The sequence below is a fragment of the Mycobacterium gordonae genome (assembly GCF_001417955.2).
GTDB classification, from domain to species: domain Bacteria; phylum Actinomycetota; class Actinomycetes; order Mycobacteriales; family Mycobacteriaceae; genus Mycobacterium; species Mycobacterium gordonae_B.
This window is the reverse complement of the sequence record NZ_LKTM01000113.1, coordinates 1-21,726: the sequence shown is the minus strand read 5'-3', so window position 1 is coordinate 21,726 and position 21,726 is coordinate 1. Positions and strand designations below refer to the sequence as shown.

Annotated in this window: 18 protein-coding genes and 1 pseudogene; 9 read left to right on the top strand and 10 right to left on the bottom strand. The window is 67.1% G+C overall.

The window, feature by feature from the left end; all coding sequences use genetic code 11:
• Nucleotides 1–2: 2 nt before the first annotated feature.
• Nucleotides 3–329, bottom strand: coding sequence for a ferredoxin (gene fdxA, locus AO501_RS12110; protein WP_055577957.1), 327 nt, complete (start codon nucleotides 327–329; stop codon nucleotides 3–5).
• A gap of 189 nt (nucleotides 330–518) precedes the next feature.
• On the opposite strand from fdxA, the gene AO501_RS12105 reads away from it, so the two are divergent.
• From AO501_RS12105 to AO501_RS12095, 3 genes are all read left to right on the top strand, one after another.
• A complete protein-coding gene (locus AO501_RS12105) occupies nucleotides 519–1,088 on the top strand; it encodes a PadR family transcriptional regulator (RefSeq protein ID WP_055577956.1) in 570 nt (189 codons plus the stop codon).
• Nucleotides 1,085–3,109 carry an NADPH-dependent 2,4-dienoyl-CoA reductase gene (locus AO501_RS12100; protein WP_055577955.1) on the top strand — a complete coding sequence of 675 codons (2,025 nt, stop codon included), beginning with the start codon at nucleotides 1,085–1,087 and terminating at the stop codon, nucleotides 3,107–3,109. The genes AO501_RS12105 and AO501_RS12100 overlap by 4 nt, the downstream gene beginning before the upstream one ends.
• Nucleotides 3,110–3,323: 214 nt before the next feature.
• Nucleotides 3,324–3,656, top strand: a complete 333-nt coding sequence (locus AO501_RS12095; protein WP_055577954.1) for a hemophore-related protein — start codon at nucleotides 3,324–3,326, stop codon at nucleotides 3,654–3,656.
• 197 nt (nucleotides 3,657–3,853) lie between these two features.
• On the opposite strand, the gene AO501_RS12090 is transcribed toward AO501_RS12095, so the two are convergent.
• Nucleotides 3,854–6,427, bottom strand: coding sequence for a bifunctional FO biosynthesis protein CofGH (locus AO501_RS12090; RefSeq protein WP_055578008.1), 2,574 nt, complete (start codon nucleotides 6,425–6,427; stop codon nucleotides 3,854–3,856).
• A gap of 275 nt (nucleotides 6,428–6,702) precedes the next feature.
• Here AO501_RS12090 and AO501_RS40180 point away from each other — a divergent pair, with 275 nt between their 5' ends.
• Nucleotides 6,703–7,581 (top strand): PE family protein, encoded by an 879-nt coding sequence (locus AO501_RS40180; protein WP_055577953.1) that lies wholly within the window; start codon nucleotides 6,703–6,705, stop codon nucleotides 7,579–7,581.
• Between the two features lie 4 nt (nucleotides 7,582–7,585).
• Here AO501_RS40180 and AO501_RS12080 read toward each other — a convergent pair whose 3' ends face one another.
• Both AO501_RS12080 and mshB read right to left on the bottom strand, forming a co-directional pair.
• Complete coding sequence (locus AO501_RS12080) at nucleotides 7,586–8,047, bottom strand: hypothetical protein (protein ID WP_055577952.1); 462 nt, start codon at nucleotides 8,045–8,047, stop codon at nucleotides 7,586–7,588.
• A gap of 103 nt (nucleotides 8,048–8,150) precedes the next feature.
• Nucleotides 8,151–9,050, bottom strand: a complete 900-nt coding sequence (gene mshB, locus AO501_RS12075) for an N-acetyl-1-D-myo-inositol-2-amino-2-deoxy-alpha-D-glucopyranoside deacetylase (RefSeq protein WP_055577951.1) — start codon at nucleotides 9,048–9,050, stop codon at nucleotides 8,151–8,153.
• Nucleotides 9,051–9,133: 83 nt separating this feature from the next.
• On the opposite strand from mshB, the gene AO501_RS12070 reads away from it, so the two are divergent.
• The gene (locus AO501_RS12070) at nucleotides 9,134–9,748 is read left to right on the top strand and encodes a TetR/AcrR family transcriptional regulator (protein ID WP_055577950.1); all 615 of its coding nucleotides are present in this window, start codon (nucleotides 9,134–9,136) and stop codon (nucleotides 9,746–9,748) included.
• A 25-nt stretch (nucleotides 9,749–9,773) separates the two neighbouring features.
• On the opposite strand, the gene AO501_RS12065 is transcribed toward AO501_RS12070, so the two are convergent.
• From AO501_RS12065 to typA, 4 genes are all read right to left on the bottom strand, one after another.
• A complete protein-coding gene (locus AO501_RS12065) occupies nucleotides 9,774–10,889 on the bottom strand; it encodes a PE family protein (protein WP_055577949.1) in 1,116 nt (371 codons plus the stop codon).
• Nucleotides 10,890–11,144: 255 nt separating this feature from the next.
• Nucleotides 11,145–13,376 carry a PE domain-containing protein gene (locus tag AO501_RS40175; protein ID WP_055577948.1) on the bottom strand — a complete coding sequence of 744 codons (2,232 nt, stop codon included), beginning with the start codon at nucleotides 13,374–13,376 and terminating at the stop codon, nucleotides 11,145–11,147.
• Between the two features lie 226 nt (nucleotides 13,377–13,602).
• On the bottom strand, nucleotides 13,603–15,507 hold the full coding sequence (locus AO501_RS12055; RefSeq protein ID WP_055578007.1) for an ABC transporter family substrate-binding protein: 1,905 nt from the start codon (nucleotides 15,505–15,507) through the stop codon (nucleotides 13,603–13,605).
• A gap of 23 nt (nucleotides 15,508–15,530) precedes the next feature.
• Complete coding sequence (gene typA / locus AO501_RS12050; protein WP_055578006.1) at nucleotides 15,531–17,420, bottom strand: translational GTPase TypA; 1,890 nt, start codon at nucleotides 17,418–17,420, stop codon at nucleotides 15,531–15,533.
• A gap of 68 nt (nucleotides 17,421–17,488) precedes the next feature.
• On the opposite strand from typA, the gene AO501_RS12045 reads away from it, so the two are divergent.
• Nucleotides 17,489–17,854 (top strand): protein kinase domain-containing protein, encoded by a 366-nt coding sequence (locus AO501_RS12045; protein WP_055577947.1) that lies wholly within the window; start codon nucleotides 17,489–17,491, stop codon nucleotides 17,852–17,854.
• 249 nt (nucleotides 17,855–18,103) lie between these two features.
• Here the strand turns inward: AO501_RS12045 and AO501_RS12040 are convergent, their stop codons facing one another.
• Nucleotides 18,104–18,499 (bottom strand): (deoxy)nucleoside triphosphate pyrophosphohydrolase, encoded by a 396-nt coding sequence (locus tag AO501_RS12040; RefSeq protein ID WP_055578005.1) that lies wholly within the window; start codon nucleotides 18,497–18,499, stop codon nucleotides 18,104–18,106.
• A 27-nt stretch (nucleotides 18,500–18,526) separates the two neighbouring features.
• On the opposite strand from AO501_RS12040, the gene AO501_RS12035 reads away from it, so the two are divergent.
• Nucleotides 18,527–18,817, top strand: coding sequence for a 4a-hydroxytetrahydrobiopterin dehydratase (locus AO501_RS12035; RefSeq protein WP_055577946.1), 291 nt, complete (start codon nucleotides 18,527–18,529; stop codon nucleotides 18,815–18,817).
• Here the strand turns inward: AO501_RS12035 and AO501_RS12030 are convergent.
• Nucleotides 18,783–20,084, bottom strand: a complete 1,302-nt coding sequence (locus tag AO501_RS12030; RefSeq protein WP_063892861.1) for a mannosyltransferase — start codon at nucleotides 20,082–20,084, stop codon at nucleotides 18,783–18,785. The genes AO501_RS12035 and AO501_RS12030 overlap by 35 nt on opposite strands.
• 149 nt (nucleotides 20,085–20,233) lie before the next feature.
• On the opposite strand from AO501_RS12030, the gene AO501_RS12025 reads away from it, so the two are divergent.
• Nucleotides 20,234–21,016, top strand: a complete 783-nt coding sequence (locus tag AO501_RS12025) for a hypothetical protein (RefSeq protein WP_055577945.1) — start codon at nucleotides 20,234–20,236, stop codon at nucleotides 21,014–21,016.
• Between the two features lie 53 nt (nucleotides 21,017–21,069).
• A pseudogene (locus AO501_RS12020) lies at nucleotides 21,070–21,726 on the top strand (hypothetical protein); the annotation flags it as partial.

The following is a 21,726-nucleotide window of genomic DNA, read 5'->3' as shown; positions in this document are numbered from 1 at the left end:
GCTCAGTCGTCCTCGCCCTGCGGCGGCAGGTCCTTGACCACTTGCGGGTCGTTCTCGGTCAGGCCGACCTTCGCCGCGCCACCCGGCGACCCCAACTCGACGAAGAAGTCGGCGTTGATCTGGGTGTACTGGCTCCACTGGTCGGGCACGTCGTCTTCGTAGTAGATCGCTTCGACGGGGCAGACCGGTTCACATGCTCCACAGTCGACGCATTCGTCGGGGTGGATGTACAGCATCCGGGCACCCTCGTAGATACAGTCCACCGGGCACTCTTCGATGCAAGCCTTGTCCTTGATGTCGACGCAAGGCTGGGAAATCGTGTACGTCACGGACGTCTCCTCAACGTGTCCTCCATGAACGGGCTGCAGGTCGCGTCACCCCAGGGGCTTCTAAGGTGAGCGTTCGGTTACTGATACTAAACGTTGCAGATACAAGTCGGGCAATTGGCACGCCCGAGGGTCGGCCCACCCTATGAACTCAGTTGCATAGTAGCGGCCGCCGCACCTAACGTTTCGCGGGTGGCACTGCCTCACGCGATCCTGGTCTCGCTGTGCGAACAGGCCGGTTCCGGCTACGAGTTGGCTCGCCGCTTCGATCGCTCGATCGGCTATTTCTGGAACGCAACGCACCAGCAGATCTACCGGACACTGCGCGCCATGGAGGACAAGGACTGGGTCCGGGCCACCACGGTGGCTCAGCACGGCCGCCCCGACAAAAGGGTCTACACCGTCTCCGCCTGCGGCCGCCAAGAATTGGCGCGCTGGATCGCAGAGCCACTGCGACGGCCCCGGCCCGGCCGCGGTACCGCGTTGAGCGACAACGGCACCCGCGACATCGCGGTGAAGCTGCGAGGAGCGGTCTACGGCGACATCGACGCCGTGCGGGCCCAGGTCGACGCCCTGCGTGCGGAGCGCGCCGCGTCACTGGACACCTACCGCTCACTGCAGCGGCGCGGCTTCCCCGACCCGTCTGTGTTGCGCGATGCCGCGTTGCACCAGTACCTCGTCCTGCGCGGCGGCATCCGCGCCGAGGAAAGCGCCGTCGAGTGGCTCGACGAGGTGGCCCTAGCACTGCGAGAGAAGTCATGACGTCGTACCCGAACCTGTTGTCTCCGTTGGACCTTGGCTGCACGACCCTGCGCAACCGGGTCGTCATGGGTTCCATGCACACCGGGCTGGAAGACCGCGCCGGCCACACCGACCGGCTCGCGGAGTACTTCGCCGAACGGGCCCGCGGCGGCGTCGGACTCATCATCACCGGCGGCTACGCACCCAACCGCACCGGATGGCTGCTGCCGTTCGCCGCACAGCTGGTCTCCCCGGCCGAAGCCCGGCGCCATCGGCAGATAACCCGTGCGGTACACGACGAGGGCGCCAAGATACTGCTGCAGATCCTGCACGCCGGGCGCTACGCCTACCACCCGCTTTCGGTCGGTGCATCGTCAATCAAGGCGCCCATCAACCCTTTTCGGCCTCGGGCTCTCAGTGGGCGCGGTGTCGAGTCGACCATCTCCGATTTCGTCCGCTGCGCACAGTTGGCCGCCGACGCGGGCTACGACGGCGTCGAGATCATGGGCAGCGAAGGCTATCTGATCAATCAGTTCCTGGCGCCGCGCACCAACAAACGCGCCGACTCGTGGGGTGGCACACCGGCCAATCGGCGCCGGTTCCCGGTCGAAATCGTGCGCCGCACCCGCGCCGCGGTCGGGCCCGACTTCGTCATCTGCTACCGGATGTCGATGGCCGACTACGTCGAAGACGGTCAAACCTGGGACGAAATCGTGGCGCTGGCAACGGAAGTGGAGACCGCCGGAGCAACCATCATCAACTCCGGCTTCGGCTGGCATGAAGCGCGGATTCCGACGATCGTCACCTCGGTGCCCAACAGTGGCTTCGTCGACATCAGCGGCACCCTGGCCGGGCACGTCGGCATTCCGGTCATGGCATCCAACCGGATCAACATGCCGCAGGCCGCGGAGCGAATCCTCGCGGAGACGCCGGTACAGCTGATCTCGATGGCCCGCCCGTTGTTGAGCGACCCGGACTGGGTGCTCAAGGCGCAGACCGAGCGGACGAACGAGATCAACACCTGCATCGCCTGCAACCAGGCCTGCCTGGACCACGCTTTCGCGAAGAAGACGGTGTCGTGTCTGCTCAATCCCCGGGCCGGGCACGAGACCACCTTGACGCTGTCGCCGACGCGGCGGGCGCACTCGGTGGCCGTCGTGGGCGCGGGTCCGGCCGGGCTTGCCGCGGCCGTCGGCGCCGCCCAGCGCGGACACCAGGTCACGCTTTTCGACGGCAACGATTTCATCGGCGGCCAGTTCGACCTCGCCCGCCGGATCCCCGGCAAGGAGGAGTTCAGCGAAACCATCCGTTACTACTCGGCGATGCTCGCCAAACACGGCGTCGACGTCCGGCTCGGCACCCGGGTCGCCGCCACCGACCTCACCGGATACGACGATGTCGTACTGGCCACCGGCGTCGCGCCGCGCCTCCCCCGCATCCCGGGCGTCGAGCACCCCAAGGTACTGACCTACGCCCAGGCGATCACCGGGGTCGGGACGGTCGGCAGATCCGTCGCGGTGATCGGGGCAGGCGGCATCGGGTTCGACGTCAGCGAATTGTTGGTCACCGATCAGTCGCCGACTCTGGACGTCAAAGAGTGGCGAGCCGAATGGGGCGTACTCGACCCCACCGCAGCACACTCGGCGCGCGGGTGCCTGACCACGGCGCTGCCGGCACCGCCGGCGCGGGAGGTGTACCTCTTGCAGCGCAGCACGGGCCCCCAGGGCACCCGGCTGGGCAAGACCAGCGGCTGGGTGCACCGAGCATCGCTGCGAGCCAAGGGAGTCCGCCAATTCTCCGGGGTCAGTTACGAACGCATCAGCGACGACGGGCTGCACATCCGCATCGGTAGGGACCGGCCCCGGCTACTACCGGTGGACAACGTGGTGCTGTGCGCCGGACAGGAGTCGGTGCGCGACCTGGAAAAGGATTTACACCGCATCGGGGTGGCAGCGCACGTCATCGGCGGCGCCGCGCTGGCCGCCGAACTGGATGCCAAGCGCGCCATCAGGCAGGGCACCGAATTGGCGTCCCGGTTGTGAGCGGTACCCGGTCCCTCGATTTCGCTCACCGCGAAACCGCGGTTTACACGCTTCTGACCAGGGAATAGTTACATCCGCACACTGCCGTGCGATATCAATTTGCGTAGGAGCAAGTCCAGGGGGCCTGGTAGCCTTGACCGGAGACGGCAACCGCTGGGCAGATGTCGTCGCCGTTGAAGGTAACGGTGCAATAGTTGGGGAAGGTGTCCACAATATGAGGCTGTCGTTTATCGGAATGGGTGTCGCCGCCGGCGCCGCCGCCGTGTCGTTGGGTTTGGGAGCCGGTGTCGCCTCGGCAGATCCGTTCGACGGAGTCGTCAACACCACCTGCACATACCCGCAGGTGATCGCCGCGCTGAACGCAACCAACCCGGGTGCGGCCGCGCAGTTCAACTCGTCGCCGATCGCGCAGAGCTACCTGCAGCGGTTCCTGGCTTCGCCGCCGCCCGCGCGGGCGCAGATGGCAGCCCAGCTGCAGGCTATGCCTGGGGCTGCGCAGTACATCGGCGTTGTCGGTGAAGTCGCCGGCGTCTGCAACAACTACTGAGTTCGACCCGCGAGCGTAACGCCGCGGCGCTGCCCTCCGGGGTAGCGCCGGTGTTGCGCTCGCGGTCTTTTGTGCCCGCTCAGTAGCAGCCGGTGGACCCGGCCCGCGGTTTCCGGACTGACGGGGCTACAGATCCGCGACGGGTCACTTGGACGACGTCCCCGGAGCAGGAAATCGCGCGGGGCATGACGCGGGGACTAGGCAACCAACGCCGCATATGTCGTGGTGCGCTGGCGCGCCGGCCGCCCGATTCCCTCCGCGATGGCGGCCAGCTCGGCCGCCGACTTCGCCGAGCCGTGTTCAGAACCGGCCATCCGCGAGATCGTTTCCTCCATCAACGTGCCGCCCAAGTCGTTGGCACCGCCGTTGAGCATCACCTGGGTGCGTTGCACTCCGAGCTTGACCCAGCTGGTCTGAATGTGGGCGATGCGCCCGTGCAGCATGATCCGTGCCAATGCGTGCACCGCGCGATTGTCGCGATGGGTCGGCCCCGGCCGTGCGGCACCGGCCAGATAAAGCGGCGAATTCTGGTGCACGAACGGCAGCGGTACGAACTCGGTGAACCCGCCCGTGCGGTCCTGGATGTCACGCAGCACGTTCAGATGCCCCACCCAGTGCTTCGGGGTGTCGACGTGGCCGTACATCATCGTCGACGACGAGCGCAGGCCCACCTCGTGCGCGGTGGTCACGATCTCCACCCACAGCGACGTCGGCAGCTTGCCCTTGGTGAGCACCCACCGCACCTCGTCGTCCAGGATCTCCGCTGCGGTGCCCGGGATGGTGTCCAGGCCGGCCTCGCGCAGCCCGGTCAACCACTCGCGAATGCTCAGCCCGCTCTTGGTGACGCCGTTGGCGATCTCCATCGGGGAGAACGCGTGCACGTGCATCGACGGCACCCGCGCCTTGACCGCGCGCACCAGATCGGCGTAGCCGGTGACCGGCAACTCGGGGTCGATGCCGCCCTGCATGCAGATCTCGGTGGCCCCGGCCACGTGCGCCTCCCAGGCGCGGTCGGCGACTTCCTGCGCCGACAAGGAGTAGGCGTCGGCGTCCCCCTTGCGTTGGGCGAAGGCACAGAACCGGCAGCCGGTGTAGCAGATGTTGGTGAAGTTGATGTTGCGGTTCACGACATAGGTGACGTCGTCGCCGACCACTTCGCGGCGCAGCGAATCAGCAAGTGCAGCAACGGCTTCCAGCGCAGGCCCGGTGGCGGTGGCCAGGGCGAGGTATTCGTCGTCGGCGCAGCCGCCCGGGTCGCGTTCCGCCGAGCGCAGCGCGGCCAGCACATCGGTGTCAATGCGTTCCGGCGCGCGCGAGGCCAGCTCGTGGACGCGGGAACGAATGGATTCCCAGTCGCCGAAGGCGCTGTCGAGATCGCTGCGTGTTTCGGTGTTGCGGCCTTCGGTGTCGATCGCTGCGCCCAGGTCCACCCGGCCCGAAGAAGCCACCTCGTCGGGCTCCTGCCACGGTGCGCCGACCGGATTGACGTCGCGGGCGAAACCGGTGTCCGGATCGGCAAGTGCCACAACATGTCCGCGCACCCGTGGATCGATCCATGCAGCGCCCGCCAGCACGTATCTGGGCTGCGCGGTCAATCGCTGCACCAAGTCGTACCCGGCCTCCGCGGTGACGGCGGCCAGGTCGTCCAGCGCCGGCCAGGGACGTTCGGGGTTGACGTGATCGGGCGTCAGCGGCGAAACCCCACCCCAGTCGTCCACCCCGGCCGCGACCAGCGCCAGGCATTCGTCGCGCGACACCAGGTTCGGTGGTGCCTGGATTCGCATTCCTGGCCCCAGCACCAGCCGGGCCACCGCCACCGTCGCGAGATAATCCTCGATGCCGGCATCCGGGACGTCCGCCATGGCGGTGTGCTCCTTGGCCCGGAAGTTTTGCACTATCACTTCCTGAATATGGCCGAACTCCTTGTGCGACTTGCGAATCGCGTGCAACGTATCGGCTCGCTCCGCCAGCGTCTCACCGATACCCACCAACAGCCCGGTGGTGAACGGAATGGACAGCCGGCCGGCATCGGTCAACGCGCGCAGCCGAACCGCCGGGTCCTTGTCGGGACTGCCGTAGTGCGCCAGACCCTTGGTCTCGAACAGCCTGCGCGACGTCGTTTCCAGCATCATGCCCATCGACGGCGCCACCGGCTTGAGCCGCGACATCTCCGACCAGGTCATGACCCCCGGGTTCAGATGCGGCAGCAGACCGGTTTCTTCGAGTACCCGGATCGCCATGGCCCGCACGTAGGACAGGGTCGAGTCGTAGCCGCGCTCGTCGAGCCATTCGCGCGCTTGCGGCCAGCGGTCCTCGGGCCGGTCGCCGAGCGTGAATAACGCTTCCTTGCAACCGAGCTCGGCACCGCGGCGCGCGACGTCGAGGATCTCGTCGGGCTCCATGTACATGCCCATGCCCTGGGCCCGCAGCTTGCCCGGAACGGTGACGAACGTGCAGTAGTGGCAGGTGTCCCGGCACAGGTGAGTGATCGGGAGGAAGACCTTGCGCGAGTAGCTGATCGGCAGCCGGCCGCCCCCACCGCGACGCCCGGCAGATTCCAGGCCCGCGTCCCGGACGCGCGCCGCGCTGGCACACAGGTCGGCCAGATCCTCGCCGCGCGCCGTCATCGCGATGGCGGCTTCGTCGATGTTGAGGACGACACCGTCCCGGGCCCGGCGCAGCACCCGGCGCAACGCCGAGCTACTGACTCTGGGTGGCACGACGGGACTGGGCAAGACCGTCGGCTCCAATGGCCCCGGTGTTACTGGCACGTTGGTGTAACTTCCCCACTCACTGATTTCATCCGCCCGTCCCACCCTGTGAGAACGTTCCATGCCGTGAGAGCCCGGGCAGTCCCCGGTCCCACTTCGCAACAGTAGCGGCAGGCGACCGCCGGCACGCGACTGACCAGCATGCCGCACCAGCGGGTCCATTTGGCCAACTGGGGCAATTAGCGGCGACGATCGGGATAAAATCGGTGCCTGTCCCGCCCGGCGATAGCATCGCCGGGCCTTGCCGACCTGGTATCGAGTAGGGGGTGAGTGCGATGTCCTTTCTGCACGCGGATCCGGAGGCGCTGAAGGCCGCCGCCTCCAATATCGCGGGCATCGGCTCGGAGATCAGCTCGGCAAACGCCGCGGCGTCGCTGCCCACCACCGGCGTGGTGGCAGCCGCGGCGGATCAGGTATCCGCGCAGGTAGCGGCGCTATTCTCGTCTCATGCTGAGGGATACCAGCAGCTGAGCTCCCAGATCTCGGCGTTCCACGAGAAGTTCGTCCAGGCTCTCGGCTCGAGTGCCGCGTCCTACGCCGGAGCCGAGAGCAGCGCTGCGCGGGCCCTGGCCGATGCGGTCAACGCGCCGGCGCAGCAATTGCTGGGCCACCCACTGGTCGGGCCTGCGGCGCCGAATCTGGCTGCGGCGGCCGCCCGGGCGGCAACCCAGGTGCAGGGTGCGTTGCAGAGTGTGCCTGCCGGCAACCTGCTCGGCGTGCTGGGACTGACGCCAACCGGCGGACTCGCCGGCCTGACGGCCACCCGGGCACTAGCGGGCCCCCTGGCCGCCGCGGCGGCGCCTGCGGCGGTGATCCCCGTGTCGTGGGCCACCGCGATCGAGAACTTCTACAACGTCGTCGAGCCGTACGTTCAGTACGGCTTCAACCTGGCCGCCTACGCCGCGGGCTGGTTGCCCTACGTCGGGATTCTGGCACCGCAGATCAACTTCCTGTACAACCTGTTCGAGCCCATGGTGCAGGCCGGCCTTTTCAACACACTTGACTGGCTGTCCGGAACGATCTCCTTCAGCCAGGGCCTGAGCAACTTCTTGTCGGCGACATCGGCGTCGATCAATCAATTCCTTTACACGGAGTGGTACTGGTTCTGGAGCTTCCTGCCACCGCTGCCCCCGTTGCCGCCGTTCTTGCCGTAACGACTCAGGGACGGCCCCGTCGCCGCAGCAACACCCATACCGGGGGCGCGACGCCCAGCACGATCAACACCAGCGCCGCGTACGCCATCACGCCCTGGCCACCCAGGATGATGTCGCCGCCCGGACCGCCCAGGCTTGCCACTGCCACAGTGAGCAACCAGGTCCACAACGGCAGAGCGGCCATTCTGGGCGAGGTGGTCCACCGGCTTGCGGCCCACACCAGGGCGGCGTTGACCAACCCGCTGATCAACGCGCTGATCGGAAACGGCACCGAGCCGATATAGGAGGGCAGGAGCAGCGCCCCGGCCAGAGCGGAGAGCACCCCGTCGACGGCCAGCAGCGCCAAGACAACGAAACGAATAGCAGGGTCTGTCGCGCCGGTCTCCTCGATCGAGACGGCGCGTGGCTTGATGTCGGTCAGGTTGGGACGCTGTCGATCTGCGAGACGATGGAACCGAGTACCCACTGCAGGCTGTCGAGTCGGTCCTGCCAGTGCTGCAGGTTAGGGTCCAGATCGGGGTCCATGCGCGTTCCTTCCTCTTCCTCTTCGAGGCGGCCTGTGTCAAAGCCTAGTTGCCAGAACCGGTGATGCCCAGACCGGCAAGCAAATCCGTCTCCCACCCACGCTCGTCGCGCTCCCCCGCCACACCCTCGACGAGAATGTAGTGCTCTTGCGAGAGGATAGGCAGGGCAAGGTTATTCGACAGGGCACAGGCCCGTCCGGTCGCGCCGACGGTGAGTTGGGTGGCGTGCGCGGCCAGCGCGGCGACCTTGGCGGCGTGCGCGTCCGCACCGGCCTCGACAACGGCGTTGATGTCGTCGTCGAGGAAGGTGAACGGAATGTCCTCAGGCGGCAGTGTCCACTCCGGTCGCAGGTCCTCGGGCACCAGCGCCCGCAAACCGGCAGCCATGGCGTCCCTGGCCAGCACCGTCCAGTAGAACTTGGGCACCGGCCACGGGTTGCCCGGGTAGTCGTCCGGGCGGCCGGCCGCGGCCACTGCCGCGGTGGTGACGGCGTGGGTTCGGATGTGGTCCGGATGGCCGTAGCCACCGTTGGGGTCGTAGGTCACCACCACGTGCGGGCGCAACTCGCGGATCAGCGCAACCAGGGCGCCGACGGCTTCCCGCTCGTCGGCGTCGACGAAACGGCGCCGGCCCCGCGGTTCGGTGCCGGCCATGCCGGAGTCGCGCCAGCGTCCCGCGCCACCCAGATAAACAGGCCCACTGACGCCCAGCGCATGCAACGCCCGGCTGAGCTCGCTAATGCGGTAACCGCCAAGCTGATCCGCGTGGTCGACGGCGAGTTGGGCCCATCGGTCACCGACGACCTCGCCCTCCTCGCCCAGCGTGCAGGTCACGACGTGCACCTGCGCCCCACGTGCGGTGTAGTGCGCGATGGTGGCGCCGTTGGCCAGGCTTTCGTCGTCGGGATGTGCATGCACAAACAACAGCCGCGGCGTCTCAGGCATGGACGAACCCTACCGCCGACCGGCCGACGACCGAAAAACCGCCTTTAGTGAACGATAGGAACGCTAACGGCTACTATCGACCAATGCCGCAGGGGACCAGGACCACACCGAGTGCCAGCCGCAGCCGTCGGCGCGGCGAAGTTCTTGAACGGGCACTCTATTCGGCGACTTTGGCAGAGCTTGCCGCGGTCGGCTACGGGGGCCTGACCATGGAGGGAATCGCGGCGCGCGCCCACACCGGCAAGGCCGCGTTGTACCGGCGCTGGGCGAGTAAGCACGACCTGGTGCAGGCTGCCATGACACATAACGTGCCGCCGTTGCCCGAGCCGCGCGCCGGCCGGTCGGCCCGGGAGAACCTGCTCGCGGTCTTCACGGCTCATCGCGATGTGCTGGCAGGCAAGACGGACTTTCCGGGCCTGGAGATCATCAGTCAGCTGATCCACGAGCCCGAACTGCGGGCGATCTTCGTCGACGCGGTGGTGGTGCCGCGGGTGAAGATCGTCGAGTCGATACTGAAGACCGCGGTGCACGACGGTGATATCGATCCTGCGACCATCACGCCGCTGACGGCCCGCATCGGATCGGCCCTGATCAACCAGCACTTCATGCTCACCGGGACACCGCCGACCCGCCGCGAACTAACCCTGATCGTGGATACCGTGATACCACCGAAATCAACTGCAGCGCATACTAATTGAGCTGCGCCGTAGCTCTTGGGCGCCCTCAGGTACCCGTGATCAATCCGGCGAGATCCAGCCCGGCCTCCATGCTCTGGTCGAAAGCACCCAGCAGGCCGCCGATCTGGCCGCCGTTGAACGGCTGAGCCGCAGTGCCCAACAACAGGTCCTGGGTGAAGTTCGACGGCACCTGCGGCCCGAAGAACAGGTTTACGGCTTGTTCGCCGTTGCCCACCAACAGATTCCCGACATTGAAGCCACGGTTCAGCGCACCGTTCAAAGCGCTGTCAGTGTGGAAAAACTGCTGCTCCCAGGCGATCTCGTTGGCGACCAGGTTGTGGTTGAAGGCCATTTCACTATTGACCAGGTTGGCGCTGAAGTTGATCTGGGCCGTTTGTACCTGTTGCAGGAAGCTGGCCGGTGAGCTCAACAGCGACTGCGCGGGGGCCGGAAGCGCACTCAGCAGAGCCTGCCCGGGCGGACTGCCCACGAACAAGCCGGCGAAGTTCGCACCGGCGGCCAAGCTTTGATCGAAGGCGCCCAGCGGACCACCGATGGCGCCGCTGTTGAAGACCTGTGCCGCGCTGCCGGTCAAGAGACTCGAAGTGAAGTTGGGCGGAACTTGGACGCCCACAAGGGCATTGAAGGCCTGTTCGCCGGTGCCCACCAACAGGTTACCGGCGTTGAAGCCGCGGTTGATCACACCGTTGAGAGCGGTGTCGGTGCCGAAAAAGGTTCGCTCCAAGGCGAGTTCGTTGCTCACCAGCGTGTTGTTGAATGTGAGCTCGTTGGCCACCAGATTGGAACCGAAAGCAATCTGCGCCTGCTCCAGCTGCTCCATCGGGGATGCCGCTGCCGCAACCGCCTGCAGCGGTGACACATTGGCGGCTTCCGCGCTCGCGAACGCGGCCGCTGTGCTTCGCATGGTCTGCACAAACTGCTCATGGAACTGCACGGCTTGGGCGTTGAGAGCCTGAAAAGCCTGGCCGTGCGCGCCGAATAGCGCTGAGATGGCGGCGGATATCTCATCGGCGCCGGCCGGCAACACCGCCGTCGTAGCGGCCGCCGCCGACGAACCGGCAGCGCCGATGGACGAGCCGATGCCGGCCAAATCGGTTGCCGCCGATGCCAGATACTCCGGCAGAACGTTCAAATAAGACAACGCAAAACCTCCCCGTTCCTGATACGACGCTGGCTACGAAGGCCCTCCCCGGCCGATCGTGCGCAATTTCAGGATGGGTCGATGGTAGCTGCGCGGCAGGAGTCGCTCAGGCGCTTTCTATGAACTCGCCTGGATAAACGCACACCTGTTCGCAACGGGGACAATGCTTCGCCGAGCGAACCCGGCGGCGAATCCGATCGGCCCGTCACCACAAGGGATGACGGGCCGATCAGGGGATGCAATCAAACGCGGCGGTTAGCCGCCGCCGCCGACGTTGCCGCCGATCGTGCCACCGATCGATCCGCCGACCGTGCCGGTGCCGGTCAGTGCGCCCGTCAGCGTGGCGTTGATGTTGGCGAGCAGGCTCGGCAGTCCGCCGGTGAGCGTCACCTGGATCGGGGAGAACAGGCTGCTCAGGACTGCCGCGTCGAACAGCCACTTCTGCTCGAACGCGCCCAGTAGGCCCCCGGCGGTGACGCCACCGAAGACATCTCCCGGCGCGGTGACCAGCAGGCTGCCCGTCAGGTCTACCGCCGGGGCGCCGAGCAGAGCGTTGATGGCCCCCTGCGGGGTACCGACCAGCAACAGGTTCAGGCCGTTGAAGGCATTGTTCACCGCGCCGTTGAGGGCGCCGCCGGTCCCGAAGACCATTGTCTGGAACAACTGCTCGTTGGCGACGAGGTTGGCGTTGAAGGCCAATTGGCTGTCCACCAACGCCCCCAAGCTGTCGGGGGTGAGGTTCAGCTGGGTCAATAAAGACGTCTCCAGCCCCGGTACGCCGCCGAGCGCCGTGTTCAGCGAAAGCAACTGGTGGGCAACACCGGTCAGGCCACCGCCGATGGGGAAGCCGGGCGACTCCAGCGCGCCGTTGACGATCAGGCTGCTGGTCAGGTTGGTAGCCGGGGCACCGACGATAGCGTTGACGAATTGCTCGCCGGTACCGACCAGCAGGTTGGCTGCGTTGACGGCATAGCCGACGGGGCCGGCCAGGGCCGGTGCACCCAACAGCGCGACCTGGTTGGCCACAAGCGCCTCGTTGAAAGCGATCTCGTTGTCGACCAACCCACCCAGAATGCCGCTCTGCAGTTGCTCGAAGCCGGCCAGTCCGGTCGTCGGAAGGGCAGCCACCCCATTGATCAGCGCGTTGAGCCCAGCCGTATCGCCATTGACGGCGCCGCTCAGCGCCGCACTGATCTGACCGCCGAGCGCCGGCAGGGTGAGGTTCAGGTTGGCCAGTCCGGCGCTCAGGTTGCCGGCCAGCGTCGCGCCGGCCTGCGTGAGTGCCGCGAAGTTCGGCAGCGCGAAGTTGAAGTTGGGCAACGTGAAGTTGTTGGGCAACGTGAAGTTCAGGTTCGGCAGCGCGAAGTTGAAGTTCGGCAACGCGAAGTTCGGCAACGCGAAGTTGAAGTTCGGCAGCGCGAAGTTGAAGTTCGGCAACGCGAAGTTGAAGTTCGGCAGCGCGAAGTTCGGCAGCGCGAAGTTCCCTGACAAGGCCCCGTTCAGCGCGGTGCTGATCTGAGCCCCCAGGGCGGGGAATCCACCGGTCAGATTGGCAACCAGCGCAGGCAGATTCGCGGTGAACCCGCCCGTCAGCGCCGGCAGCGTCACGTCGAAGCTCGGCAGCCCGGAAAGCGCGGCGTTGATATTCGCCGCCAACGAACCGCCGGTCTGCGCGAGCCCGGCCAGGCCTGAGCTCAGGCTGGTCGCCAACACCCCACCGGTCTGGGCGAGACTCGTGAGTCCGGCATTCACGTTGGCCGCGAACGTATTACCGAGTGCCGTGAAGTCCGGCAAGCCACCGCTGACATTGCCCGACAGGGCAGCATTCAGCTGAGCGCCCAGGCCCGAGAGCCCACCGCTGAAGGCGCCGGAGAGCAGGCCCGGCCCCACGTTGGCGTCAAGAGCGCTGTTGATGACCAAGCTTGTGTTGAAGTCGGCCGGAACCTGTGCTCCGAGAAGCAGATTGACGGCCTGCTGGCCCCCACCAACGAACGAGTTCGCGACGTTCAAGCCGACGTCGACAGCGTTGGACACGGCGTTCCCGCCGCCGAACAGGGCCTGTCGCAGCGCCACCTCGGTGCCCACCAGCGACTGATTGAACGACACCTGTGCATTGACGACGTTGGCGGTGAAGCCGGCCCACGCCTGGCCGATCCCCTCGAATGACACCGTCGGGGCCGCGAGTCCGTTGACCAAGGTCTGCACCGTATTCGCCTCTGCCGCAGCATAAGCGCCGGCACCTGCGGTCACGGCCTGCACGAAACGTTCATAGGACGCCGCGACCTGTGCGCTGATCTGTTGATACCCGGCCGCATTCTCCGAGAAGAGTGCGGCGATTTGCACCGACACTTCGTCGGCGGCCGCGGCTAGTACGCCCGTAGTCGACGCAGCCGCTGCGGCATTGGCAGCGCCGAGCGCCGACCCGATACCGGACAGATCTGCGCCGAACGCCGAAATTATTTGTGGCTCGACAAAGACAAATGACATGGACCGACCCCTCACCGCAATGATTGCTGGCTTACCCCGGCCCGATCAGGTGCCCTCTACCCCCGACCGAAGCGTATCGCGGGGGTTGACCGGAGCGTGCGCTTTCTAAACGTAGATTTTTGTAACAATTTGTCGCAGGCCCAATTGGCCGTTGCCCACTAAGCGGCCCGCCGTGCGCCCGGTTTCAAGATCATGCCGAAATGATCTGTATGGCACGGAATTCGGGCTATTGCCCGGTCTTGACCCACTGCCCGGCGTCACCAACGATGCCGACCGGCACCGCGCCGGTCAGGCTGACGTTCTGCACACTGGGGCCGGCACCGACGATCGTGGTGTCCTGCAGGATGGGCAGCACGGTCGACATGTTCCACAGCCGCGGCTCTACCGCGGTGATCACGTCATTGATGTTCTTAGACCCGTTGAGGGCGGCGTCGATGTTCGACTCGACGCTGCGGTCGCAGATGCCGGTGAGGTTCGACGGCGCCTTCACCAGCGCGCCCGGTTCGGGCTGGCGACTCGGCGTCGTCGGCGCCGAGGTGGTATCCGGGGCCGCCTGAGTCGTCGCGACGGGAGACGTCGACGACGTACTGGTAGTAGTCGGAGGGGCATTCGGCGCGGGCACTTCCGTCGCTTCCAGCGCCGGGCACCCGAACCGGGAAGCCAAGGAAGTGGCCAGGTTTCCACCGGCCTGATGCCAACCCACCAGCGCGTCCACCTGATGGTTGATCAGCGCGTCGCGATAGAGCGTCACGGGATCCAGGGCCAGCACGCTCGCGGCGATACCGACATTGCGCAGCTGGTCCGCGGCGGTGTTGGCAACGGCCACCGACGTGGGATCGTTGACAGCCACCCCGATCACCAACGACAACTGCTTGCCGTCCTTGCTGATTCGGCCCCGGATGACTTCCGGCGGACCGGTGCTCACCGGCGCCGTCGCGGAAGTCGGGGCCGGCGAAACCGAAGTGCTGCTTTCGATCTGGAAGCCGGCGGCTTCCAGAAGGCCCATCGCCGCCGTGGTGCTCAGGGCCGGCGGCGCGGTCGGCACATAGCCGGGGTCACTGGGCGAGCGAATCTGCGCCTGAGCCAGGGTGACGGTGTTGTCGCTGCCGGCACCCACCGCAGCCAGCAGGTCGACGTCGACCAGACCCAAAATAGCCTTGCGGACCTGTGCGTCGGCCAGCTTGGGTTCGTTCGCCCGCAGCGTCAGCTGCATCACCCGGGGCGTCACGATCCGGGCGGTCCGCACATCGGGGATGGCCGACAGTTGGGCGAAAGCGGCCGACCCGCCGTGCACCTGGGCCACCTGGGTGTCGCCGTTGCGCACCGAGTCGGCCAGAGCGGCCGGGGCGCCGGCGCGCCGGAACTGAATGAGCGCCGGTTTGGCGGGCGGTCCCCAATAGCGATCGTTGCGGGCGATCAGGATCTCGTCGCGCTGGGGGTCGATGTTCTCCACCCGGAATTGCCCGCCGGTGACCGGCAGGGCGCGCGCCAACCCGGAGGAGAATCCGCCCGGCACGTCCTTGACGATGTGCGCCGGCAACAGGTTGTTGAACAACTCGCGCCACGCCGGGTATGGCTGGGCGAAGGTGACGACGGCTTGCTTGCCCCCTTCGAGGGACTGGACGTTCGTGATGAGGTCATATCCGGCCGGATCCACCACGCCGGGCTGGCTCACCATCTGCCGCCACAGGTACCAGAAGTCGTCGGCGGCGATCGGGGCGTTGTCGGTCCACTGCGCCTCTGGCCGGATCTTGTAGGTGACGGTGAACGGATTCTCGCTGGTCACGTCCGCCGACATCAGCAGGGTGGGGTCCATCTCCCAGCGCGACCCTGTCGACGAATTGGGGTCAGGCACCGGGCGGAACGCGCTGGGCAGCACCAGGGCGCTGATCGCCGCGTTCACCGGAGACAGGTCCGAGAGCAGGTGTGGGTTGAAGCCGGCCCCGATCGAGTCGATTCCCATGATGATCTGGGAAGGATGCTGCGGCGGGGGCGGCGTGTTGTGCGGGGTATCGGTGCTCTGCGGAGCCGGCGGCGGACTCACCGTGCACCCCGACAACACCAGCCCGATGGCCGCTACCAGCACGCCGATCGCCACCAGGACGTGACGGGCTCGGTGCAGCACGCCAATCAGGGTATCGAGGCGCACGCGGCCTACCCGCGAGCCTTGGCGCGCGAGCGGCTGCGGGCACGTGAGGTGGCGTCCAACTCGACCTTGCGTACCCGGACGATCTCCGGAGTCACCTCGACGCATTCGTCCTGGGCGCAGAACTCCATCGCCTGCTCCAGATCGAGTTCGAGCGGCTTGGCCAGCGTCTCGATGACGTCGGCCGTCGACGAACGCATATTGGTGAGCTTCTTCTCCCGGGTGACGTTGATATCGAGGTCTTCGGCCCGCGGGTTGATCCCCACGACCATGCCCTCGTACGTGTCCTGACCGGGTTCGACGAAGAACTGGCCCCGGTCGGCGAGCGCGATCAGCGCGAACGGGGTGATGACTCCGGTGCGGTCGGACACCAGTGAGCCGGTGTGGCGGGCTCGGATCTCGCCGGCCCACGGCCGGTAGCCGTCGAACACCGCGTTGGCGATGCCGGTGCCGCGGGTCAGCGTGAGGAAGTCGGTGCGGAAGCCGATCAGGCCACGGCTGGGCACGATGAAGTCCATCCGGACCCAACCGGCCGCGTGGTTGGTCATCTCCTCCATGCGGCCCTTACGGGCGGCCATCAGCTGCGTGATCGCGCCGACGAATTCCTCGGGGCAGTCGATCGTCATCGCTTCGAACGGCTCGTGCAGCTTGCCGTCGATCGTCCGGGTGACTACCTGCGGCTTGCCGACCGTGAGCTCGAAACCCTCCCGCCGCATCGTCTCGACCAGCACTGCCAGCGCCAGCTCGCCGCGACCCTGCACCTCCCAGGCGTCGGGCCGGCCGATGTCGACGACCCGGATCGAGACGTTGCCGATCAGCTCGGTGTCCAGCCGGTTGCGGACCATGCGTGCCGTCAGCTTGTGCCCGGACACCTTGCCGGCCAGCGGCGAGGTGTTGGTGCCGATGGTCACCGAGATAGCCGGTTCGTCGACGTGGATTCGGGGCAGGGCGTGGGCATGGTCGGGGTCGGCCAGGGTGTCGCCGATCATGATCTCGGGCAGCCCCGCGACCGCCACGATGTCTCCTGCTGTCGCCTCCTCTGTCGGGCTGCGCTCGACACCCTCGGTGGCCAGCAGTTCGGTGATCTTGGCGTTGGTGATGACGGGCACCCCGTCCACCTCACGCATCCACGCCACCTGCTGGCCTTTGCGCAGCTTGCCGTTGTAGATGCGGATCAGGGCCAGCCGGCCCAGGAAGGCCGACGCGTCGAGGTTGGTGACCAGGGCCTGCAACGGCGCTTCCGGGTCACCCGAGGGCGCCGGTATGTGCTCCATCAGCACCTCGAACAGTGGGTCGAGGTTGTCGCCGGCCGGCGCCTCACCGTCGGCGGGTTGCTCGGTGCTGGCGATGCCGGCGCGCCCGGAGGCGTACAGCGTCGGCAGGCCCAGCGCGTGCTCGGCCGCCGCGGCCGCTTCGGGGTCGAGGTCGGAGGCGACGTCGAGGAGCAGATCGTGGCTGGCGTCGACGACCTCGCTGATCCGGGCGTCGGGCCGGTCAGTCTTGTTGACCACGAGGATCACCGGCAGATGTGCCTGCAGCGCCTTGCGCAGCACGAACCGGGTCTGCGGCAGCGGACCCTCCGACGCGTCGACGAGCAGCAACACCCCGTCCACCATGGACAGACCGCGTTCCACCTCACCGCCGAAGTCGGCGTGCCCGGGCGTGTCGATGACATTTATTACTGTCAGCGTTCCGTCCGCGTTGTGACGGTGCACGGCCGTGTTCTTGGCCAGGATGGTGATGCCCTTTTCCTTCTCCAGGTCACCGCTGTCCATGATGCGTTCCTGGGTGTCGTCACCACGGTGGGTCAGCGCACCGGACTGTCGCAGCATCGCGTCGACCAGGGTTGTTTTGCCGTGGTCGACGTGGGCGACGATGGCGACATTGCGGAATGGCACGTCGGTGATTGTGGCAGCGGGGCCCGCTAATAGCGAACTGAGCACCAGCATCCCCCCGTACGGACGAGATGGCCTTCGGTCGTCACCGTCTGCTCGGATTGATCGGCGAAGGCGGGATGGGCCAGGTGTACAAGGCCCACGGCACGGTCATCGGGCGCGATGTGGCCGTGAAGGTGCTACCTCCTCATCTGGGCGCCCTGGACGGCTATCGGGACCGTTTTCGCCGCGAGGCGACGATCGCGGCGCCGCTCACCGAGCCCCACATCGTTCCCATCGACGACACCGGAGAGACCGACGGACACCTCTATCTGGTGATGCCGATCATCGAAGGCGTTGATCTCCGAACCGTTCTGCGCCGGGAGGGACGATTGTCTCCGCCGCGAGCAGTCCGGGTGATCCAGCAGCTCGCCGCCGCAGCTCAACACGGCCTATAGAAAAACGGGCTGGTCCACCGCGACGTCAAGCCTCCAACGCCTTGGTGACCGGCGACGACCACGTTTACCTGCCAAAGGAATTGTGGCCGTTGGTTTTACGATCCTGATGTTGCCAATGTTCGATGAGGTGCTCAAAGGCGTCGTCGGCGACTTCTATCTCAGCGGTGCGACTCTTCTCTATGGCGCTTTCCCGGGCCTGGTGATGGCGATACTGAGCTTACGTGGCTGACCGCCCGTCGAGAGGGTCGATCACCTTAGCCCGCAGAGAGCTTGGGTGAGGGCTCCCACCCACCCGCGATCTGCCGGCACCCAATCGACATCGGGCAGTTCATCGATGCTCACCCAGCGCAGCGCCCCATGATCATTCGGCTGCGGTTCACCCCGAACCAAGTGCACGTGGTAGGCCCGCAGCACCGTCGTGTCGGTGAGGTGAACGTCATCGCCGAGGCGCCCGCCGACGGTGACGTCGATGCCCAGCTCTTCGGCGAGTTCGCGAGCCAGTGCGGCGCTCTCGGACTCCCCCGCGGCCACTTTGCCGCCGGGCAGTTCCCAGCGGCCGGCCAATTCCGGAGGCCGCAGACGTTGCGCCACCAACACCGACGCCCCCCGGAAGACGGCCCCGGCGACAACGATCTGGGTCGGCATGGCCACTGACGGTATACCGTCGGCGTTATGGCCGTTCTCACCGATGAGCAAGTAGACGCCGCACTACCAGAAGGCTGGGAACGCGCCGACGGCGCGTTGCGGCGCTCCATCAAATTTCCGGCCTTCTTGGCCGGCATTGACGCCGTGCGCCGGGTGGGCGAACACGCGGAAGCCCAGGATCATCATCCGGATATTGATATCCGTTGGCGGACAGTGACTTTCGTTCTGGTGACGCACTCTGAGGGCGGCATCACCCAGAAGGACATCGATATGGCGCGTGACATCAACGGGATTGTGGCAGCGGCTTCGTCGCAGTAGCCGGGCCTGATGCCGGCGCGACCCGCCGCGCCGACCGTGTCGTTGCCACCCAACCCAACGTCGCCAGCGCCGCGACCACGTACACCGACCCGGCCCAGGCCAGGTACCACGGGCGGCTGATCACCCAGATGGTCGGCTGCTCGAAGCTCAGCAGCCACGGCACGCCGATCACCGTGAGCACCAGCCAGCCCCAACCGAGGATCCTCGCCCCCAGACGTTCTCGCAGCGGTCCGTGGATCAGCCAGATCATCAACGGCACCAACCACACCCAGTGGTGCGTCCACGAAATGGGCGAGAGCAGCAGCCCGAACAGTTCGACCACCAGCAGCCGTCCCAGGGCGTCGGAGTTGTCCAGAGCGCGCCATGCCAGGACGGCGACGACCGCCGTGACGACGAGAGCGGCCAGCACCAGCGGCCCGTACCCGGCGTCGTGGCCGACGATGCGCGAAATCGCGCCCCGCCAGGACTGATTGAACGAAGTGGCGATCGGGCCCACCCGGTGCGCGTCGCCCAGCAGGTCGGTGAAGTAGTAACGGGCCTGATCGCCGACCACCAACAGCGACACCCCGATCGTGCAGAGAAACACCGCCAGCGAGAACAACGCCGCCGACCAGCGGCGCGCGCCCAGCAGGTAGATGCCGGCGACCGCGGGGGTCAGCTTGACGGCGGCCGCCACCCCCACCAACGCCCCGGACAGCCACCACCGCGTGGTGTACACCGCATACAGCACTGCGAGCACCAGGAACACGTTGATCTGCCCGTAGTCGAAGTTGCTGCGCAACGGTTCGATCCAGATGCTGACCGCGGTCCACAGCATCGCCGCCGTCCGGTCCGCGGCGGTGCCGATCAATCGTTGGCTGACCCGCACCACGCCGTACAACGCCGCCACGATTGCGACGTGCCAGAGGAACGCCAGCACGCCGAACGGCACGAAATGCAGCGGGTAGAGGATCACTGCAGCAAACGGCGGATAGGTGAACGGCAGCGGGAAGTCCGGCGTCTGGTCGGCGTACACGTAGCTGTACAGGGTGCCGGGGTGATCCAGGGCGGCGGCACCGCCGACGTAGACATGCAGGTCGACGAAGTTCGCTCCGTTGGGCGCGAGATAGGTCCACCCGAATCGCGCGGCGATGCTGAGGATCAGCAGCGGCAGCGCCAGCGTCTGCAGCAAGCTGCGACGGCGCCGGGAAGTTGCTGCCGCGTCGGCGGCCGAAGTCGTATTTACCGGCCCGACTTTACCGACCCGCCGGCGCTGCGAGCCTTTTATAACGGCGCGAACACGATTCCCAGGTCGGCGGTCACCGCCGCCACTCGTATCGGTAACGATCCCATAAATGCCACACGTGTCACTTGAGTCACTTCTGTACCAGGCTAGCTTCGGCTCTGGGACCAGTCATCGAACCTTCAGGGAGAGTCATGCCAACCATCTGGACTTACGTCCGAGCCGCCGCCGTTCTGGTCGGCTCGTCTGCCGCACTACTGACCGGCGGCATCGCCCACGCCGACCCCGCCCCCGCTCCGGCGGAGACCAACATCCCTCAACAACTCATCGCGTCGGCGGCCAACGCCCCGCAGATACTGCAGAACCTGGCAACCGCTCTGGGCGCAACGCCTCCGGCACCCCAGGGTGTGCTGCGCGCTCCGGACCCGGCGCCGGCCGCTCCCGGTGGGCTGAACCTGCCGTCGGTGGTGCCCGGGGCGACCGCTCCGGCTCCCGCCACCGCGCCGGCGGCTACTCCATCCATCCCCGGGGTGAACGCTCCGCTCCCCGGCCTCACCGCGCCCGCCGCTCCGGCCGCGCCGGCGCCCGCGTCGGTTCCGTCGATTCCGGGAGTGAACGCACCGCTGCCCAGCCTGGCGGCCCCGGCCGCTCCGGCCGCACCCGCACCGGCATCGGTCCCGTCGATCCCCGGAGTGAACGCACCGCTGCCTGGCCTCACCGCCCCGGCCGCACCGGCCGCACCGGCTCCGGCGTCGCTTCCGATACCGGGGGTCACCGCGCCGATTCCGGGTGTCACGGCTCCTGCGGCACCCGCCGTGCCCGCGACTCCCGCCTCTTCGTTGCCGGGTCTGGCCACGGCGATCCCGGGACTCGCTCAGGCCGCGTTGCCGGCTATCACCTCAGGGATTCCTGGGCTGTCCGGCGCCGGTGCGCCGGGAGCCAGCGGGCCGCAGACGCTGCTCGCGGCCCTGCCCTGAGACCAGTAGTCACCGACGACTGACCTAACACCAACAACCCGGGAGAAAACACCGTGGCAAGCACTTGGAGTCTGTCCAAAGGTTTGGCCGCAGTCGTCGTCACTTCGGCTGCCGCGCTCATGCTCAGTCCGAGCGCGGCAGCCGACCCGGCGACACCGCCGCCCAACCCCGCTCAACAGCTACCGGGGCTGCCGGCGTTGACCGAGTTGAGTCCGATAATCCAGCAGGCGGCCGGTAATCCGGCGCAGGCGACGCAGCTTCTGATGGCCGCGGCGCAGGCATTCACCCACAATCCGTCGGCACCCAGCGAGGCCAAGAACGTCGCCTCGTCGGTCAATCAGTTCGTCGCCGACCCCGGCGGAAGCCCGCATTTGAGCAGCCAGGTACCCCCCGGCGGCACCCCGCCCGAGGGCGCCCAGGTGCCGCATGTCCCGCCTCCCGGCGTCGAGCCCGGCACGCTTCCGCATCTGCCGACGGGCGTCGACCCGCATCACGCGGCGGGCCCGGCTCCCGAGGGCGACGTCCCCTCCGTGGTCACCCCCCGGCCGGTCGACCCGCCACCTCCCGGACCGGAACCGGCGCCGCGCGCTCTGCCCGCGCCGGCACCGGCCGCCGCACCCGCGGCGCTACCCGCTCCGGCGCCCGCACCGGCTCCGGCGCCTGCCGCCGCACCCGCTCCGGCCGCGGCCCCGGCGGCCGCGACTCCGGCT

Coding starts and splice junctions, on each gene's coding strand:
- AO501_RS12100 (WP_055577955.1), top strand. CDS start 1,085: ATGACGTCGTACCCGAACCTGTTGTCTCCGTTGGACCTTGGCTGCACG.
- AO501_RS12040 (WP_055578005.1), bottom strand. CDS start 18,499: ATGCCGACCCAGATCGTTGTCGCCGGGGCCGTCTTCCGGGGGGCGTCG.
- AO501_RS12095 (WP_055577954.1), top strand. CDS start 3,324: ATGAGGCTGTCGTTTATCGGAATGGGTGTCGCCGCCGGCGCCGCCGCC.
- AO501_RS40175 (WP_055577948.1), bottom strand. CDS start 13,376: ATGTCATTTGTCTTTGTCGAGCCACAAATAATTTCGGCGTTCGGCGCA.
- mshB (WP_055577951.1), bottom strand. CDS start 9,050: ATGCCTGAGACGCCGCGGCTGTTGTTTGTGCATGCACATCCCGACGAC.
- AO501_RS12025 (WP_055577945.1), top strand. CDS start 20,234: ATGCCAACCATCTGGACTTACGTCCGAGCCGCCGCCGTTCTGGTCGGC.
- AO501_RS12070 (WP_055577950.1), top strand. CDS start 9,134: ATGCCGCAGGGGACCAGGACCACACCGAGTGCCAGCCGCAGCCGTCGG.
- AO501_RS12045 (WP_055577947.1), top strand. CDS start 17,489: ATGGCCTTCGGTCGTCACCGTCTGCTCGGATTGATCGGCGAAGGCGGG.
- AO501_RS40180 (WP_055577953.1), top strand. CDS start 6,703: ATGTCCTTTCTGCACGCGGATCCGGAGGCGCTGAAGGCCGCCGCCTCC.
- AO501_RS12035 (WP_055577946.1), top strand. CDS start 18,527: ATGGCCGTTCTCACCGATGAGCAAGTAGACGCCGCACTACCAGAAGGC.